Annotated in this window: 13 protein-coding genes and 1 pseudogene; 8 read left to right on the plus strand and 6 right to left on the minus strand. The window is 54.9% G+C overall.

Annotated features, from left to right (window positions below):
- Positions 1–61: 61 nt before the first annotated feature.
- A complete protein-coding gene (locus DSD30_RS13480; protein WP_114010175.1) occupies positions 62–430 on the minus strand; it encodes a DUF5330 domain-containing protein in 369 nt (122 codons plus the stop codon).
- A 624-nt stretch (positions 431–1,054) separates the two neighbouring features.
- Between DSD30_RS13480 and DSD30_RS13485 the strand changes: the two genes are divergently transcribed.
- The 3 genes from DSD30_RS13485 to DSD30_RS13495 all read left to right on the plus strand — a co-directional run bounded on the left by DSD30_RS13485 (position 1,055) and on the right by DSD30_RS13495 (position 4,303).
- Positions 1,055–2,977 carry a PAS domain-containing sensor histidine kinase gene (locus DSD30_RS13485; RefSeq protein ID WP_114010176.1) on the plus strand — a complete coding sequence of 641 codons (1,923 nt, stop codon included), beginning with the start codon at positions 1,055–1,057 and terminating at the stop codon, positions 2,975–2,977.
- Positions 2,978–3,051: 74 nt separating this feature from the next.
- Positions 3,052–3,906, plus strand: coding sequence for a peptidoglycan-binding domain-containing protein (locus DSD30_RS13490; RefSeq protein WP_198662953.1), 855 nt, complete (start codon positions 3,052–3,054; stop codon positions 3,904–3,906).
- Between the two features lie 43 nt (positions 3,907–3,949).
- Entirely contained in the window at positions 3,950–4,303 is a 354-nt protein-coding gene (locus DSD30_RS13495) for a DUF1491 family protein (RefSeq protein WP_245418471.1), read from the plus strand.
- 63 nt (positions 4,304–4,366) lie between these two features.
- Here DSD30_RS13495 and DSD30_RS13500 read toward each other — a convergent pair whose 3' ends face one another.
- Complete coding sequence (locus DSD30_RS13500) at positions 4,367–6,916, minus strand: hypothetical protein (RefSeq protein ID WP_245418472.1); 2,550 nt, start codon at positions 6,914–6,916, stop codon at positions 4,367–4,369.
- A gap of 102 nt (positions 6,917–7,018) precedes the next feature.
- Positions 7,019–7,408: pseudogene (locus tag DSD30_RS22035) on the minus strand (DUF2336 domain-containing protein); the annotation flags it as partial.
- 398 nt (positions 7,409–7,806) lie between these two features.
- Between DSD30_RS22035 and DSD30_RS13505 the strand changes: the two are divergent.
- The gene (locus DSD30_RS13505; protein WP_138149159.1) at positions 7,807–8,631 is read left to right on the plus strand and encodes a hypothetical protein; all 825 of its coding nucleotides are present in this window, start codon (positions 7,807–7,809) and stop codon (positions 8,629–8,631) included.
- A gap of 35 nt (positions 8,632–8,666) precedes the next feature.
- Here the strand turns inward: DSD30_RS13505 and DSD30_RS13510 are convergent, their stop codons facing one another.
- From DSD30_RS13510 to DSD30_RS13520, 3 genes are all read right to left on the minus strand, one after another.
- Complete coding sequence (locus DSD30_RS13510; RefSeq protein ID WP_114010181.1) at positions 8,667–9,227, minus strand: DUF1254 domain-containing protein; 561 nt, start codon at positions 9,225–9,227, stop codon at positions 8,667–8,669.
- The gene (locus tag DSD30_RS13515) at positions 9,224–9,799 is read right to left on the minus strand and encodes a DUF1214 domain-containing protein (protein ID WP_114010182.1); all 576 of its coding nucleotides are present in this window, start codon (positions 9,797–9,799) and stop codon (positions 9,224–9,226) included. The genes DSD30_RS13510 and DSD30_RS13515 overlap by 4 nt, the downstream gene beginning before the upstream one ends.
- A gap of 200 nt (positions 9,800–9,999) precedes the next feature.
- Positions 10,000–12,186 (minus strand): transglycosylase domain-containing protein, encoded by a 2,187-nt coding sequence (locus tag DSD30_RS13520; protein ID WP_198662954.1) that lies wholly within the window; start codon positions 12,184–12,186, stop codon positions 10,000–10,002.
- Positions 12,187–12,437: 251 nt separating this feature from the next.
- Between DSD30_RS13520 and DSD30_RS13525 the strand changes: the two genes are divergently transcribed.
- The 4 genes from DSD30_RS13525 to DSD30_RS13535 all read left to right on the plus strand — a co-directional run bounded on the left by DSD30_RS13525 (position 12,438) and on the right by DSD30_RS13535 (position 16,460).
- Positions 12,438–12,959, plus strand: coding sequence for a YcgN family cysteine cluster protein (locus DSD30_RS13525; protein WP_114010184.1), 522 nt, complete (start codon positions 12,438–12,440; stop codon positions 12,957–12,959).
- Positions 12,960–13,279: 320 nt separating this feature from the next.
- Positions 13,280–13,867, plus strand: a complete 588-nt coding sequence (locus DSD30_RS21575) for a hypothetical protein (protein WP_157967708.1) — start codon at positions 13,280–13,282, stop codon at positions 13,865–13,867.
- Complete coding sequence (locus DSD30_RS13530; protein ID WP_114010185.1) at positions 13,752–15,113, plus strand: DNA-packaging protein; 1,362 nt, start codon at positions 13,752–13,754, stop codon at positions 15,111–15,113. Before DSD30_RS21575 ends, DSD30_RS13530 begins: the two co-directional genes overlap by 116 nt.
- A 90-nt stretch (positions 15,114–15,203) precedes the next feature.
- Positions 15,204–16,460, plus strand: a complete 1,257-nt coding sequence (locus tag DSD30_RS13535; RefSeq protein WP_245418473.1) for a phage portal protein — start codon at positions 15,204–15,206, stop codon at positions 16,458–16,460.

Below are 16,460 nucleotides of genomic sequence, written 5' to 3' on the forward strand. Positions count from 1 at the left end.
CGGGCGGCTTTACGGTCTGGCCTCCCGAAATTTGGAAATATGGTGGTAAGACAGGGCGTCTCTATTGCTGCAGATCGTTGACCAAAGCTGTGAGTTGCTTTTGATCATGGGCCAAACGATCCGATGGTTGATTCTGTGCCAGTTCGGTTTCTGCTGGGGCCTTCTCGTCTGATTGATCATCAAGATAGACATACAATTGCTTGGCGCCGTAGCGTGCCTTGGCGGCGAAATTATCAAGCGCCACTTCTCCCGCTGCACAGACGTCAGGTTGCCGCGAGCAAAAGCCGGTGAAATCGCTCAGCGCTGCCTGTGCGGCTGAAATTGCCTGAGTCGTGGAAAGCGACGCGTCCGATTGCTCGCTTCCTGGCTCTGCAGGCAGAATCAGGATGACCAGGGAAAGCCAGAATGCTGCTCTGATCAGGAATGACATTGTTTTGCCCTTTCATTACCCATATGCGGAGATCCAAGCTCCGATACCGTCCCATAATTGTGCCCTTGCGGATCTCTTTTGGATCCTTGCTTGCCAGGGCCAGCTTCTAAGAAAATCCGGCTCCCTGTTGGGCTTGAGCCTCAAGATAGAGGAAAGATCTCAAAGTCAGTTTGAGGGATTGAGTCAAAATCAATTCAAATTCGATCTATTCTGTAAGACACTGGTAACACTTCGGAAATGTCGTGGATTCCTGCGGTATGGAAGGCCCGTGACAGGGCCGAAATGTCTCTCCACATCGAAGGGAAAACCGCATTGCCCAATCTTTTAGACCGTTATACCCACAGGACTAAACGACAGATATCTCAAAAGAAATAAGGGGTGGAGGCGTTTTCGGAAGGAGTTTGTTAACCATAAAAGCGCTTTCTGAGCCAAAAGTGCCCAAAATCGGTTGCTGCTGCTTTCACGTTCACTTCCCAATGCCGATTTTTAGCGTTCCTTAAAAGTCTGCATGGCACTCTATGGCTCACAATACCAATCGGATCGTCCTTCCGAGACCCTGAGTTTGTATTGCGTATTCTTTTGTGGCCAGACCTTCATTGGCCATAGTCCGGGCGAGGTAAGACAGTGCAAGACGCGTTTTGGGCCAATACTCCAATCCAGTCCGTCGTAGATGGCCTTCTGCATGCAAGCGGCAAAGAAAGTGACAGTGAAAAGGCCCGTCACAGGGTTTTTATCGCGGTGCATCTCTGCGTCGGTGTGGCTGCGCTTGCGTTTTTGCCGCTTGTGATCCTGTTGTCCGGCCAACTTGATCCAACGCTATCAACGACTCTGTCTCTTGTTCCTCTCTGGATGCTGGCGCCGCTCGTTTCTGTCGCTTATCTGTCCAAGACCGGCAAACTTGGCAATGCCTTCCTGCTGACAGCAACTCTGACAGCCACCTTCATTGGTTGGATCGCCGCGATGACCGGTGGACTCTATTCCCCTCATTTGATTTGGCTTGGCGTCATCCCATTGGAAGTGGCTTTGGCAGGCAACAGTCGAATCATCAAGCAGGCATTGCTAATTTGCTTTGCTGCCATTGCCTGTCTCTTCGGTGTGCAGGAAGGGCAGCTGCTGAGCACATTGCAAATCACAAGCTCGGCTCAATCTTTCATTGGCAGCATGTCCATCATTCTTGCCATTCTCTATGCCGGATTGCTGGCAGTGCGCATAGAACATCTGCACCGCTTCAGAGTGTCCAGCCTTTCTGCCAAGGAACTGCATTATCGTTCGCTGGCCAATACCGTGTCTGACATGATCACGCGCCACGACCGGTCCGGCGATGTGACTTATGCCTCAGATGCCAGCTTCTCGTTGCTTGGCATGCCGCCAGAAGCGCTCTCCGGCAATAACCTGTTTCATCAAGTGCATATCCCTGATCGCCCGGCCTATTTGCGGGCCTTGTCCGATTGCATGAACCAGCCTGCTGATTGCAATGACCCGGTAACCGTGGAATTGCAGGTCATGCGCAAGGTGGACCCGGCCAATGCCAAAGAGGAAAGCGCCGCCGCTCCATCCCTTCTCTGGGTGGAAATGAAATGCTCTCCCAAGCGCGATGACACAGGTTACATTGTTGGTGTGATCGCCGTGTCCCGGGACATTTCCCAGCGCAAGAAAAACCAATTTGCTATGGAAGAAGCCCGTGCTGAGGCCGAAAAGGCCAATGAAGGAAAAATCCGGTTTCTGGCCAATGTGACGCATGAGTTGCGCACGCCACTGAACACCATCATCGGCTTTTCTGAAATTCTCTGTCATCCAGAACTGTCCTGCGACAATGAAGAGCGCAATCGCGAATATGCTGAGTTGATCCACAAGGGTGGCAACCATCTGTTGCAGTTGGTCAACAGCCTGCTCGATATGTCGCGGCTGGAATCTGGTAATTTCGAAGTCAACGCTCAGGCCTTTGACCTCAATGATCTGGTCATCGGTTGCAGCCGTATGATGCAGGCTGAAGCTAATCGTCGCGGTATCACCCTATACAGCCAGTGTGGCAACGATCTGCCCGACGTCAATCTAGATCCGCGTGCCTGCCGCCAGATCGTTTTGAACCTGTTGTCCAATGCTTTGAAATTCAGTGACAAGGGCGATCAGGTCTGTATCTCCGTAGGCCGCGTGCGGCCATCAGTGAAGGACAATATGACGGCAACCGAGCTGTTGATGATCAAGGTGAGTGACACGGGCATTGGCATCGATAAGAAAGACCTTCCCAATGTGGCGCAGCCGTTTGTTCAGGCGGAGAGCAGTCTGCAACGTCGCTTTGAAGGCGCAGGAATTGGCCTGTCGATCACCCGTGGTTTGGCTGAACTGCAGCATGGCTCCTTCCACATCAAGAGCGATTTGGGCAAAGGGACGACTGTTACCATCACCCTGCCGGTCGATATGGAAAAAGATACCGTCAAAGAAGCGACAAATTCGGTGGCCACATTGAAGGAGCACGTTGGGGATGGCGGCGAAAAGGCAGTCGCTCATAACGGAACAGTAAGCATTTCTGGTAAAAAGATCGCCTGATCTGCCAATGGAATATACGCATCGCCGGCTGGATGAATGGACCCGGCATAATCTTGGAACGAGGTTACAATCAGATGTCTGATACCTATGATACATATGAAGACTGGGAAGAGGAGGCCAAGAACAGCCCGCTAACCCTGGTTGGCATATTGGTATTGGCTCTCACCAGTTCCGCGATCATTGGCAATGCTCTCTACAATCAGCCGAAATCAGCCGAAAGAGACATGATGAAGCGCACGGTCAAGCAGACCAGCGCGCCTCAGATCACCGGCACCGTTGGATCATCCCAACTTGACGGGTCAGCAATCAGCAAGGATCACGCAGCCCTCACCCTTGCGGTGCAGCGCCAACTCACCATGGCGGGATACTATGTCGGTCCGCTTGATGGTATGGAAGGGGCCCAAACCCGCGAAGCCGTGGCGGCCTATCAGGATGCCAATGGAATGACCACCGACGGGCGCGTTACTATGGCCCTTTATGATGTCCTGACCGGACGCAAAGCCGCGCCACAGCGGACCAAAACCCCAGTGGTGGCGTTGCCGCAGCCGCAGAACGCGTCATCGGATGCGGTCAAGCTGGAGACCATGCCGAAATCCAAACCGCGTTCCATTAAGCTTGCCAATCAAACGGCTCGATCGAACCGAGTGGCTGTTCCGATGCCTGCGAAGCCGCAGCAGACCAGCCTGGCACGCGGTCCGGTTCCGCCGCAGTCTATTCCCGTCTCAACACACGATCCAATGCTGGCCAAGGTGCAGGAAGCCTTGAAGACTGTTGGCTATGTCAATCTGTCTGTAGATGGCCTGATGGGAGACCGCACCAGCACGGCCATCGCCGATTTCCAGCGCAATCGCGGTCACCCGGTCACCGGTAAGGTCAATGATCGGTTGTTGCAGGAACTGATGATCATGGGTTATCTGGATCTCGGATAGTCAGTTTCTTCCAACACAATCACCATATGGAGACGGTTTGCCGATGCGCATTACATCGGACTTGTGGGTCGCGGCCTATTTGCGCACCCGAAATGCCAAACACAAACCGTCAGTCCTGATGCGCCGGGGGGCTTCGGAGGCGGGCGCCATTTTTCTGCGCGTCGATCGCCTCGATGGAACCTTTGACCTTTACCAGCCAGCAAGTCAGTTTGCCTATCGCGACGAGCATATTGCCAGGGGAGAGCGCCTGTTTGAACCCTGCTTGCAAGGCGTCAACGTGTTTGATGTGATGGACAAAATCGAGGCTGAGGAAAAGTTCGACGGTGATTTCTGGTTGCTCGAAACCGAATGCCCTGAAGGCTCACACGATCTCATTCTGGCTGACGAGATGGACTGAGCAAAAAGAAAACGCCCTGCAAAGACAGGGCGTTTCTAAAAATTCCATTCTGATTGATCGCCTCTAGGCGCGATCTGCATCCGGAAGGCGACGCCCGAATTTCGGAGTAACCTTTGCTGCGGCCTTATCGTTGTCAACAAACCCTCGTTGTCGAGCCGACGCTGAGCCCTTGCCTTCATCATGGATGGTTTGATGTACAAAACCGGGCTTTCTCACTTCACCAAACAGGTCACGGACAATCCGCGCGGCAGCTGCGGGGTACAGCTGATGATAAAGCGTCATCAACTGGGCAACCTTGTCATAGCTGTGCGAGACGGCATCCGGTCCATGCAGAACCATTGAAAGCGTGCTGCCTTCATCAAGTCCGATATGATAGAGGAAAGCAACAAGCGCTTCACCGCCCGTATCACACAGCAATGCATTCATCTGCACACGGCTATGGCCTGATAGTGTGTGCAGCATCTCCGACAGCTCTATGCGGTCATTGCTGAAGCGCGCCATAACGAGTTGCTGCGCCGTTTCTTCATCAATCAAGGTGCGCTGGTTTCGGTTCTCGCCAGCCATCGCAGCTTCTGGCAATGTCTGGGCCATAACTTCTTGAAGCAAGGTCAGTCGGGTCTCCTGATCCAATGCATAAAAGCTTTCCGACATCCCGTCTTCAGGCCGTGTCACCCCTTGAATTTCACGCAAATGTGGCGCATGGGGCAATGGTGTCGTGGCTTCGACCTCTGTTGGGATTGCGACCGTTTCTGCTGGTGTGTCTTCCCTTGCAGTTGCAGGCATGTCCGCGGCCTTGAGGCTTTCATATTCCTCAACATCGACCACCCTGTGGGCGGACATCTCTGGCAGATCCGTCATGTTTTCTGCTGCATTTGCAGAGGGTGGTGTGGTATCGGCTGCCAACGCGGCTTTTTCTCTTGCCAATTGCTCAAGCACCACCTGCATAGGTGCAATTTCCACCTCGGACAAAGCGTAAGAGCGGCCATTTTCATGGATCGTAATGTCGATTGGCTCGACCAGATCAACATAAGGCGTCACTCGTTGAGACTGCCCAAGCAGAAGCTCCGTCGCCGATGGTAAATCAGGGGTCGCTTCGACCAGATTAAGATCATCAAGGGACATCACCCTTGGTGCGAAACCGGTATTGACGTCAGTGCGTGTTGGGACAACCTTGGCATCCCTGTCAGTTGCGGCCGGCTTTGGGGTAAAAGCAGGATCAAGCGGACGGGAGTTAATTCGAATATGTTTGTCCTTGATCGCCTCTGCTTTGGCAGGCACCGCTTCAGGGACGTCGTCCACCTTGTCCGGCTCAGCGTGCGAAGCTGCAGCTGTGGCCACCAGATCCTTTGCCGACTTGGCTGGTCCTAAGTCCGTTGCTTGCACCGTTTCGACAAAGCCTGCTGTGGCACGGGTGGCACTCTCCGAATCGAAGTCCCGGTTCAGCTTTTCCAACGCACTTAGCCAGTCATCTTCAGTGGCTGATGACAACTCAACCTTTTTCGCTGCGCTCGCAAGCAGCGCGTCCGCCAATGCGTCGCTGTCTGCACTTGTCCGTTTGCGTATTGTGAGGGTGATTTGCGGTTTGCGCTTTTCCTGATCCTGCAATGTCGCAGGCTCTGTCCCTGCAGGCATTGTCTTCTCACTCGACAGAGAAGTTGAATGGGTGTGTGCAACGCTTGCGGTGGCCACTGTGACGTCTTGGGATTGCTTTGCAACCGAACGCTCAGGCTCGACAGGAGCCGCATCATGCAGCAAGGGTGCTTCGGCGGCAGCTTCCATGTCCAAACCATCAGGGGTCCGGAAAGAAATCGTCGCGGTTCTCAAAACCGGGTCGATCACTTCCAGCGGAGGGATGGGGGCATTGGTTGAATCGAATGCGCCGATGGTGAAGCGCATCTGGTCCGCATCAACGCCAGCGGCACCCATCGAGTCTGCTTCCATCCGCGCCAAATCTTCATCCGCAAGGGAGGCAGCCAGCGCTTCGATGGCGTCATCATCCAGTGTAGACCAATCGACCTCACCCGCAGTGATGGCCTCGTCCTCTGCTTGAATCAGATCGCTCTCAGCCAGCGTCTTGGCCATGGCGTCAATGGCGTCCTCATTGACTGCTGACCAATCGACTTGGCCTGCGGCAAGCGCATCATGATCCATTTGCGCCGAATTTTCCTTGGCCAGCGATCCGGCCAGTGCCTCGATGGCTTCGTCATCGAGCATTTCCCAGTCATCGCCGCCGAGTTTTTCAAGCAGCGCAAAGTCGCTTTCATTCAGAAAGTCTTCGTTTCCAGACGCGGTTTCAGAGATTGGCGCTTCGGCATCCGTATCAATCTGAGCCTCCGGTGCCACGGGAGTATTGGGCTTCATCGGGGCGTCTTCTGCTTCTTCAAACAAGGAATCGAGTCTCTGTTGCAATGTATCCGGCTCATCAAGGGTCAAAGAGGCGTCAGAGAGATGATCAGACTGGACTTGGTCGGTGGTGACACCTTGTTCAACAGGGTCGATGGAATCCCCTGAAACGGACGTGGCGTCAAGGGCGTTCGGCTGATAGTGGGCATACCAATCCTGCTCCATAGAAGAGACCAGTGTGTCCAGAGTGTCGTTCGTCTTGTTCGTCATCGCCTGCTGTCCCGTCAAGCTGGGTTCGATCCTGCCTATGCGTTTAATTCGTTGTTTGAGCCCATCCGATAGCCCCGATAGATACGCCATATTGTGGTAAAGGCGCTCGGCAACCGCTGCTTCACCAAATGAGAGCAAGTGTGACACCAGCACTGGCGGCAAGTCGTGCCGATGGGCAATTGCTTGTCGCTCTGCCGCCGTTCCCTGCAATATCTGCGTTGTCAGTTCAGCTTCGCCCAAAATGGGCGAGTGTGCAAGTATTGGCATTGCTACGCGTTTGTCGTCACAACAAAGCAGCGTCAGAACGTCGAGCGGGATATGGTGCGATTTGCAAATGCGGCTGGAAACTTGAATGCGTTCTTCGAGTTGGGCTGAGTTATAGAAGCGATGAAACTCCGACGAAAAACGCGCCTGCGTCTTTGCATCAAACCGGCCCGCCGACAAATAAAGAGCGGTGACCGAGGACAAGCTGGTTCTTTCAGAGCTGGTCATTTATTTGACCCCTCAATAAATCGAAAGAACAGAGTGCGGCGACGCTTAACCGACATTCACTTGATCCTGAACGCTTGTAATGTGAAATAATCCAACGCGGCAATCGTGGTCTGCAAACTTTAAATTCTTGTTAACCATGATCAAGACTGGACAATTATCCACCAACCGAACCACAGATAAAACCAAACGCCAGACGCTCGACAATCGCGACTTGGAAACTTTGGGCTTCTGAGAAACAATCAAACCGTGCGATTCGATCCAATCGGTTAAGCAAGTATAACTTGGTTGGTCCCGGATCAACTATAGGCAAGAGAACCTGTTTGGTTGCAGCATTGATTAGTCAACACAAAATTGCTGGCAAAAGACAAAAGCCACTTGGACGCCTCACGGCAAACAGCATGATCATGATTGCCGTTTGTGCAGGCCTTGTTGGATGCACGTCGACGCAAGGAGATCTTGGCCGGCCAGCAAAGAATGGCTTCGCGGAAAGCTTGATGGAGCTGGGTGGAGAGGCACGGGCCAAGCTTTCAGGTGAGCTTTACTCTGACTTCAACCGTACGGATGAAGAAAAGCTGATGCGTGACAAGGCGTGGATTCTGATCCGCCCGCCGCACGCAAAGGATTGGGTATCGCCTAATTTGTGGAATCTCTTTTCCATTCGAGATGTGACGGTTCACGTTCTGACCGAAACCCAGAGGACGCGTCTGACCAAGGAAGTCGACAGCGCTTTTGAATCGAAAAACTACTATCGCGCCCTTCGAACCGAACAATATGCCTCCCACCATGTGCGATATGATCGGGTGATAACGGACATAAATCAGGACCGCGAGGCATTTGCTGGCTTCGTACCGGTGGCCGAACGGGTGCTGGAAATGGACCGGCAGCGGATGGCTGCCCTTAGCCGCCTGTCCGACATGGATCCCCGGCAACTGGAAGATGCCTATGCTCGCGTGGACGAAAATCGACGATTTATTGGCTGGGTCTGGCGGGCGCTGCAATATCGTATGCGCGCCTATGCCTATGCGATCAAGAGACTCGAAGTCGAAACCCCTTCGCCCAAGGTGGCGGATGCTAGCCGCGCTTTGAAACGTCTTGAAGAGGATTTCCAGCGTCAGAATGGGGCAATGGATGCCGCGCCGAACGATCCTGATGCCTCAGCAGAGCGACGGTCACGTTACAGCCGTCGCCAATGGGCCAAGGATGATCCCAATCTGGTGAAATAGGGAGCCGGATCGGATTTGGCACGGGTCGGTGCTGGTTACTGCCCGGCCTCGGTTTCCCAGAGTGGTTCACAAGACACAAGGCGCATTGCCTCGGTGAGGCGCGCACGTTCCTTTTCATCATCAACGAAGCCACGCAGCAGCAAAAGCCCCTTATCGTCGTTGGCTTGAATGACAATGGTCGTGTCGTCGATCAGATCACGGCGCTCGCTGAGCAGACGATATTGCCCCTTTGTGCCTAGGATCACATTGATATTCGGGCCAGACACTTCGTTTGTCAGGCTATATTGGCTGCGGCCATAGCGGTCGAGATAATTGAGGCTCCAGAAGTCGGTTTGCAGATCCCCTTTCATGGCGATCGGTGCACCCGAAATGTCGGTTCGGCAAAGACCATAGACAAAGGTCGGGTCGAGATCGTCCGACAAGGCAACCGCCTCATGAGGGTCGGAGATAACCAACACCCGGTGCATCGGACCCATGGTCAGAACCCGGTGCCAGATATCATTGATCGAATAATAGGGAAGGGCGAAAATGGTCCCGATGTGAATGAGCACACCGGTCAGGAGTGCCGCTGCCAGGACATAGAGAACGCGGATCATTGGCAACTCACCCATGCAATCTTTGGCAACTCGATTTCGCCCAATCCGACTCCCGTTGTCAGCGACGTCTGATAGAGTCGCAAAACCAGCGAGTAGGATCCCACCGGATTGGTCATCAACCAGTTGCCACCCATGGCATCGGGCCCGGTCGTTACCTCAAATTCCTGCCCACTCAGCCAAGCCACATTGCGGCTGTGAACGCTGTAGCGCAGAGAGGGATTGTCAATCAGCTCCCCCTTTTCTGTCAGGACGGAAAGGCTCCAAAGTCGCGCGGGTAGATGTCCTCCGCGGATGTCATACTGGCACGCACCATCAAGCGGCGTGCCGTCGTCATCGCTGGTGGCAACAAAAACCAGACCCTCTCCGGCACCCATTGGCACCGAGCCACGGCGGGCCTGATCGGCGATTGTGTAGGGATTGGCATCCGGTCCGATGGAGTTTGGCCAAGAACGCCAAGCCCCCACCTTGAGTTGCTCCAACTGATCGGCATTGTTGACCGCAAAGAAGGCGCTGCCTGTGCCCAGACCCGCCGCAACGACGATGAACAGAAGTATGTCCCTCAACAACAACACGCCATACGATCCTTGCAGCGCTCCGCGAATGTCATTCTGACCTGTAGATCAGAATCCTGTTTCATGCCCGGGCATTAACCCGGCAAGAGTTTCAGTTCACATCCGTACAGGGATTTGCCGAAAGGTCAATTGGTGATTGGGAATAATGCGCAAAAGACTACGTGCAATTCAAGAGTTTGTGCCCGAAAAGTGCAGGTGTGTCAGTTGTTTTTCCAGTTGGCCTGCAGGTCGATGAGGCCACTTTGCGTCGGGGACTTCATCGGGATCAGGCCACTGAGTTTTTGCCGTCCACCCACGAAGCTGCTGGCTTGAGGAGTTGGCGAAGACTTCAGCTTTTGCGCTTCAGTTGAGCGGAACAAGCCCGAAAGCGTGTCAAGTTGCTTGACCACATCGGGACTCAGACGCTGGTTGCCGCGCTTGGTCTTGAGATCCTTGATCCGCCCGCCAGCGGCTAGCTGAATGGCGCTGTTGTGCTTCTGTAGACTATCCGCGTCATCGACGAAAGGCAGGGGCTTCAAGGCAATCTGCTGATGGGCGGCGCTCATGATGGCCTGCCAGGTCATAGCTGGCAGGCGCCCGCCGGTATTGCCTCTATAGGCCGAGGAGTTGTTGTCATTGCCGAACCAGACAGCGGCAGAATAGTTTCCGGTGAAGCCACAGAACCAGGCATCCTTATAACCGGTTGTCGTACCCGTTTTGCCCGCTGCCCGAATGCCCGGCAATTGTGCCCGTCTCCCGGTGCCGCTTTCAACCACCGTGACCAGCATCTGATTCATTCGAGCAATGGCTTCTTCCGGGATCACCTGCTCGATCTTGACGTCACGCTTGCGATCAAAGATGACCCGGCCTTTGCTATCGAGCATCTGCAGCACGGCATGCGGTTCAGACTTTTTGCCACCATTGGCAAACACCGCATAGGCCGTTGCCATTTCCATGACCGTAACCTCGGCTGCCCCCAACGGCAACGAGCGGGTGATCAACAATTCGGACTTGATCCCCATCTTGTGTGCAGTCTCGACTATCTTGTCGCGGCCAATCGCCTGTGCCAGTCGAACCGGCACTGTGTTGATTGATCGTTTGAGGGCATTGGTCAGGGTGACCGGGCCGGCATAGCTGCGGCCATAGTTACGCACCGACCAGTCACCAATGGTCAGCGGAGCATCCTGAATGACGGATTTCGGTGTATAGCCATTCATCATGGCCGTCGTATAGACAAAGGGTTTGAAAGAAGAACCAGGTTGTCGTTTGGCATCGGTTGCGCGGTTGAACTGGCTCTTGCCATAATCGCGACCACCGACAATCGCCACCACGGCACCATTCGGCTCCATCAGGACGGCTGCACCTTCGGTTACACCAACCTGTTTGCCATTTTCACGCAAAACGCGCTTGACCGCCTGTTCTGACTGCTTCTGCAAGGTCATATCGATCGAGGTCTTGACGGTCAGAACCCGGTGCTGACTACCCGCCAGTCGTTTGACCTCGTCAAAGGCCCAATCAAGGAAATGATTTGGTGTTTCCGCGTCATTCTTGTCAATCGGTGTTGCTGGATCACGCAAGGCGCCAACGATCTGACCCTCTGTCATGAAGCCAGCCTGAACCATATTGATCAGCACTTCCTTGGCGCGGGCACGGGCCCGTGGCAAATTGACATGCGGGGCATATTTGGTCGGCGCTTTGAACAGGCCTGCCAGCATCGCCGATTCTGCCAAAGTCAGATCCTTGGCCGATTTGCCGAAATAGAATTCTGCCGCCGCCGCAATGCCGTAAGCGCCGCCACCCATATAGGCGCGGTCAAGATAAAGCTTGAGGATCTCTCGTTTCGTCAGATGGGTTTCCAGCCACAGAGACAAAAAGGCCTCATCGATTTTGCGTTTCAGTGTTCGTTCGTTGGTTAGGAAAATATTCTTAGCCAACTGTTGCGTAAGGGTCGAGCCGCCCTGAACCACGCCGCCTGCGCGGGCATTTTCGACCATCGCGCGGGCAAGACCGAAGAAATCGATGCCGAAATGTTCGAAGAATCTTCGGTCCTCGGTCGCAAGAACCGCCTTGATGAAATGGTCCGGCAGGTCCTGCAATTCAAAGGAATCATCCTGCAAAATACCGCGGGTGCCGATTTCATTGCCAAAGCGATCAAGGAAGGTAACGGCATAGTCTTCCTGAGCTGGCAAACCATTCTCGGTCAGCTCGAAATTCGAAATTGCAAGGGAAAGGGCGAAAATCGAGCCGAACACCGCCATCGTCAAGCCACCGGACAGGGCCTGAACCAGCCAGAATTTCCAGCCATTGACCGAGAAGCGGCGCATGAAGCTGTTGCTGGTGTCGATGAAGCGTCCCAGCATGCCCCAGAAGTGGTAGACAGCTGTATCGATCAGGGCATCAAACGCCAAAAGCTTGGTCTTAAGCTTGGTTTTTGTCCTATTTTGATACGGATCGCGCAACATTCGGGGCAACTTCACTGAGGTTTAAAAGTTTAGGTATGAGTTTTTTCATATTTGGGGGGTGCTGTGCAAGCCTGATGCCAAGCAAACGCAAAAGAAATCTCTCAAGTGGGAAATCAGACCCTAAAAGCCTTCCTCCCTTGACAGTCAAAGCAAAGCGGGCCAGTCATCAGAGCTGACCGAAAACAGGACTTTCATCCATGACAGATTCCAACGATTTCCTGACACCTGCATCCAAGGCCGACGCTGAGACCAAACCGTTCTGGCAGCGAAAAAGCCTGTCGGAAATGTCAAAAGCGGAATGGGAATCGCTTTGCGATGGCTGCGGCCGCTGCTGTTTGAACAAGCTTGAGGACTGGGACACTGGCGAGATCATCTGGACCAACATTGCCTGCACGTTGCTGGATGATCAGACCTGCCGCTGCAAGGATTATGACAACCGGCTGGAAACCGTGCCCGATTGCGTGCCACTGAATGTCGAGAAGGTGCAAAGTCTATCCTGGTTACCACCCACTTGCGCCTATCGCCTGCTCGATGAGGGCTTTGACCTTTATTGGTGGCATCCCTTGGTATCCCGCGATCCCGATAGCATCCATCAGGCTGGCATTTCGGTGCGCGACAAGGTGGTGTCAGAAGATGGAATGGCGGTAGAGGAATATGAGCAGCATGTGGTTTTTTGGCCCGGATTCGAAGACGACGAGCCACCAAAGCCACTCAAGTGAGTGATTGGTTGTATTTGTTTGAAAAGTAAAGTCTTGAAATTGCAAGATAAATTGATTACTCAATTTAAAAATACAACTTTAACGATTATTATTGTTGACATGCGAACGCAGGTCGTATAGACATTAGGTACAGTCGGAGAGGTGCGAGAGTTCACCACTCTGAGCTGTTTGGATTGCGTTGATCCGCAATCATTCGAACAACCGCGCCCCCTAGGTGCGGTTTTTTTGTGGCTACGCTCTGGATCTCCGGGACGGTGCTGAGCATGGCTCGCGCCGGACAGCGGGGCGGTGGGGCAAAGGGCGCTATATCAGGAACATGCATGAGCAAGAAGAGGTCGGACGAACGAGACTGGCAAGCCATTCGGCGTGCCTGGGAGGTTGGCGACAAGCCTGTGGCCCAGATTGCACAAGCATTTGGGGTTCATCGCGACACGATCTATCGGCGGGCAAAAGTCTGGCGGCAGGACGCAGCGGACCAGACATCTCAAAAGGAGACCCAAAAACAGCCAAGACGGGCCTCCGCACGAGGACAAAAGACAAAAGCCGCCAGCGCAGAGGCGCAGGACCATCTGACCATGGTACAGCGGCTGTTCAACGCGACGGACCAGCAGATCCGCCATCTCGAACAGCAGCATGAAAGCGGAGAGGCTGCGTTCGATGAAAAAGAAGCCCGTATGCTAGGCACCATTGCCCGAACGCTTGACAAAATCATGGATCTGACAAGTCAAAAACCCGCCGAGAGCGACGGGGATGGAGAGAGCGTCAAATCAAACAAAGCCGGAGACAAAGTCAATGAGCGAAGTGAAGAGCAACTCGATCTTGACCGCCTCCGCCAAGACCTTGCGCAGCGCCTTGATCGATTGCAGCAAAGCGGATCGGGCCCAATTTCTGGCGAGCCTGTCGATTGATGAACTCAATGCTTTACTGAGTGACTGGGAAATCTGGGCCCGGCCCGACCAACTGCCTCCCCAAGGCGACTGGACCACATGGCTGGTAATGGGAGGTCGAGGCGCTGGCAAAACCCGCACCGGGGCAGAATGGATCAAGGCGCTGGCATTGGGGCGCGCACCCTTTGCGTCCCAGCCCCATGGGCGCATTGCTCTGGTGGGGGAAACCCTGGGCGATGCACGCGAGGTGATGGTAGAGGGTGTTTCCGGCCTCTTGGCCATTCATACCAGAGACGAGCGGCCCACATGGCACGCGACGCGACGTCGGCTCGAATGGCCGAATGGCGCGATTGCCCAGACCTTCTCGGCGGAAGACCCGGAAAGCCTGCGCGGGCCGCAATTTGACGCCGCATGGGGCGACGAACTTGCCAAATGGCGTCAGGCAGACGCCACATGGGACATGTTGCAGTTTGGTTTGAGATTGGGGGAGCGCCCTCGTCAGATCGTCACGACCACACCACGCCCAACCGCTTTACTCAAGCGCCTTCTGAAGGACCCGCGCACCGTGACAAGCCATGCGCCGACCAAGGCCAACTTGGCCAATCTGGCACCTGGCTTTCTCGACACCATCGTCAGCCGCTATCAGGGCTCGCGTCTGGGGCGACAGGAACTTGATGGCGAATTGATCGAGGAACGGGCGGATGCGCTCTGGCAGCGTGAGCAGCTCGACCGTTTGCGCGTCGAGAGGCCACCGGACGCACTGGAGCGGGTCATCGTCGCGATTGACCCACCAGCCACGTCAACCAAGCAAGCCGATGCCTGTGGCATCGTCGCCGCAGGTCTCGATACAGCTGGTCATGCCTACATTCTAAAAGATGCCTCGGAAGGGCAACTCAGCCCAACCGCCTGGGCCAACAAAGCGATTGGCCTGTACAAGCGACTGCAGGCCGATTGTGTGCTGGCCGAAGTCAATCAAGGCGGGGAAATGGTCACGACCATTCTGGCCAATATCGATCCTAGCGTGCCTGTGCGCACGGTCCATGCAAGTCGGGGAAAGTATCTGCGTGCCGAACCGGTCTCTGCTCTTTATGAGCAGGGCAGGGTGCGCCATGTCGGCAATCTGTCAGAACTGGAAGACGAAATGTGTGACTTTGGCGTCAATGGCCTGTCCGATGGACGCAGTCCTGACCGGTTGGATGCCATGGTCTGGGCGGTCACCCATCTTTGCCTCACCGGGCAGGCTCAGCCAAAAGTCAGAACCATCTGAGCCATTTGAGGCTCGCCCAAGTCTGCCCTCTGCATCGATCCGGTCGATGGTGGAGAACAGCAAAATCCATTCAAACAAAAGGAAGCGCGCATGTTTCGCTGGACCTGGAAGGGGCCGGAGCGGTCCAACGCATCCAAAAGCCTCAATGCAATTGATCAAAGCGAAGACACAGTGGAAGCCAAAAGCTCCCGCACAGGGGCAATTGTCGCGATGCATCAAACCGGACGCCCCCGCTGGACGCCCCGCGATTATGGGGCGCTTGCGCAACAAGGTTTTGCCCGCAACCCGATCGTTTATCGCTCGATCCGGATGATCGCCGAAGCGGCTGCTTCGGTGCAGATCCTTTGCCAATGCGGCGACGAGCGGTTGAATGACCATCCAGTGCTCGCTCTCCTGCGTCGCCCCAATGAGGGCCAAGCGGGCGTCGATTGGCTTGAAATGGTGTTTGGCCATTTGCTCGTCTCGGGCAATGCCTATGTCGAAGCGGTCTATGGAGCCAGCGCCTTGCGCGAGTTGCATGCCCTGCGCCCGGACCGGATGAAGGTGATCCCCGGGGGCGATGGTTGGCCGGAAGCCTATGCCTATAGCGTCGGCAGCAGGACCGTTCGCTTTGTTCAGGAAACCGATAGCCAGCCGACCAACCCGATTTTGCATCTGACTTTGTTCCACCCCCATGATGACCATTATGGTCTCAGCCCTCTGGAAGCGGCGCAAACGAGCCTTGATGTTCACAATGCGGCTGCGGGCTGGAACAAGGCGTTGCTCGACAATTCCGCCCGTCCGTCCGGTGCGCTGGTCTATGCAGCCAATGAAGCAGGCAATCTGAGTGATGAACAATTTGAGCGCCTCAAACGCGAGTTGGAAGAAGGCTATCAGGGGGCGCTTAATGCCGGTCGCCCCTTACTGCTTGAAGGGGGGCTCGATTGGAAGAGCATGAGCATGTCGCCCCGCGACATGGACTTTATCGAGGCGAAAAACAGCGCTGCTCGCGAGATCGCTCTGGCCTTTGGCGTGCCGCCGATGCTGCTGGGGATCCCCGGCGACAACACCTATGCCAATTACGCCGAAGCAAACCGCGCATTCTGGCGCCAGACTGTCCTCCCACTCGCCACGCGATGCCTGCAATCCCTTGCCATCTGGCTGTCGCCCGCCTTTGACGCACCGTTTGATCTCAAAGTCGATCTCGATCAAATCTCCGCTCTGGCCAGCGAACGAGAAGCCCTTTGGCGGCGGGTCGGCGATGCATCCTTCCTGAGCGATGATGAAAAACGCGCCGCTGTTGGCTATGCCCCATCCGTGCCGGATCCGGAGACACGTGATCCCGAAGACGGCGAGGGAGGGTCATGA

Source organism: Cohaesibacter intestini, assembly GCF_003324485.1.
In the GTDB taxonomy this organism is placed as follows: domain Bacteria; phylum Pseudomonadota; class Alphaproteobacteria; order Rhizobiales; family Cohaesibacteraceae; genus Cohaesibacter; species Cohaesibacter intestini.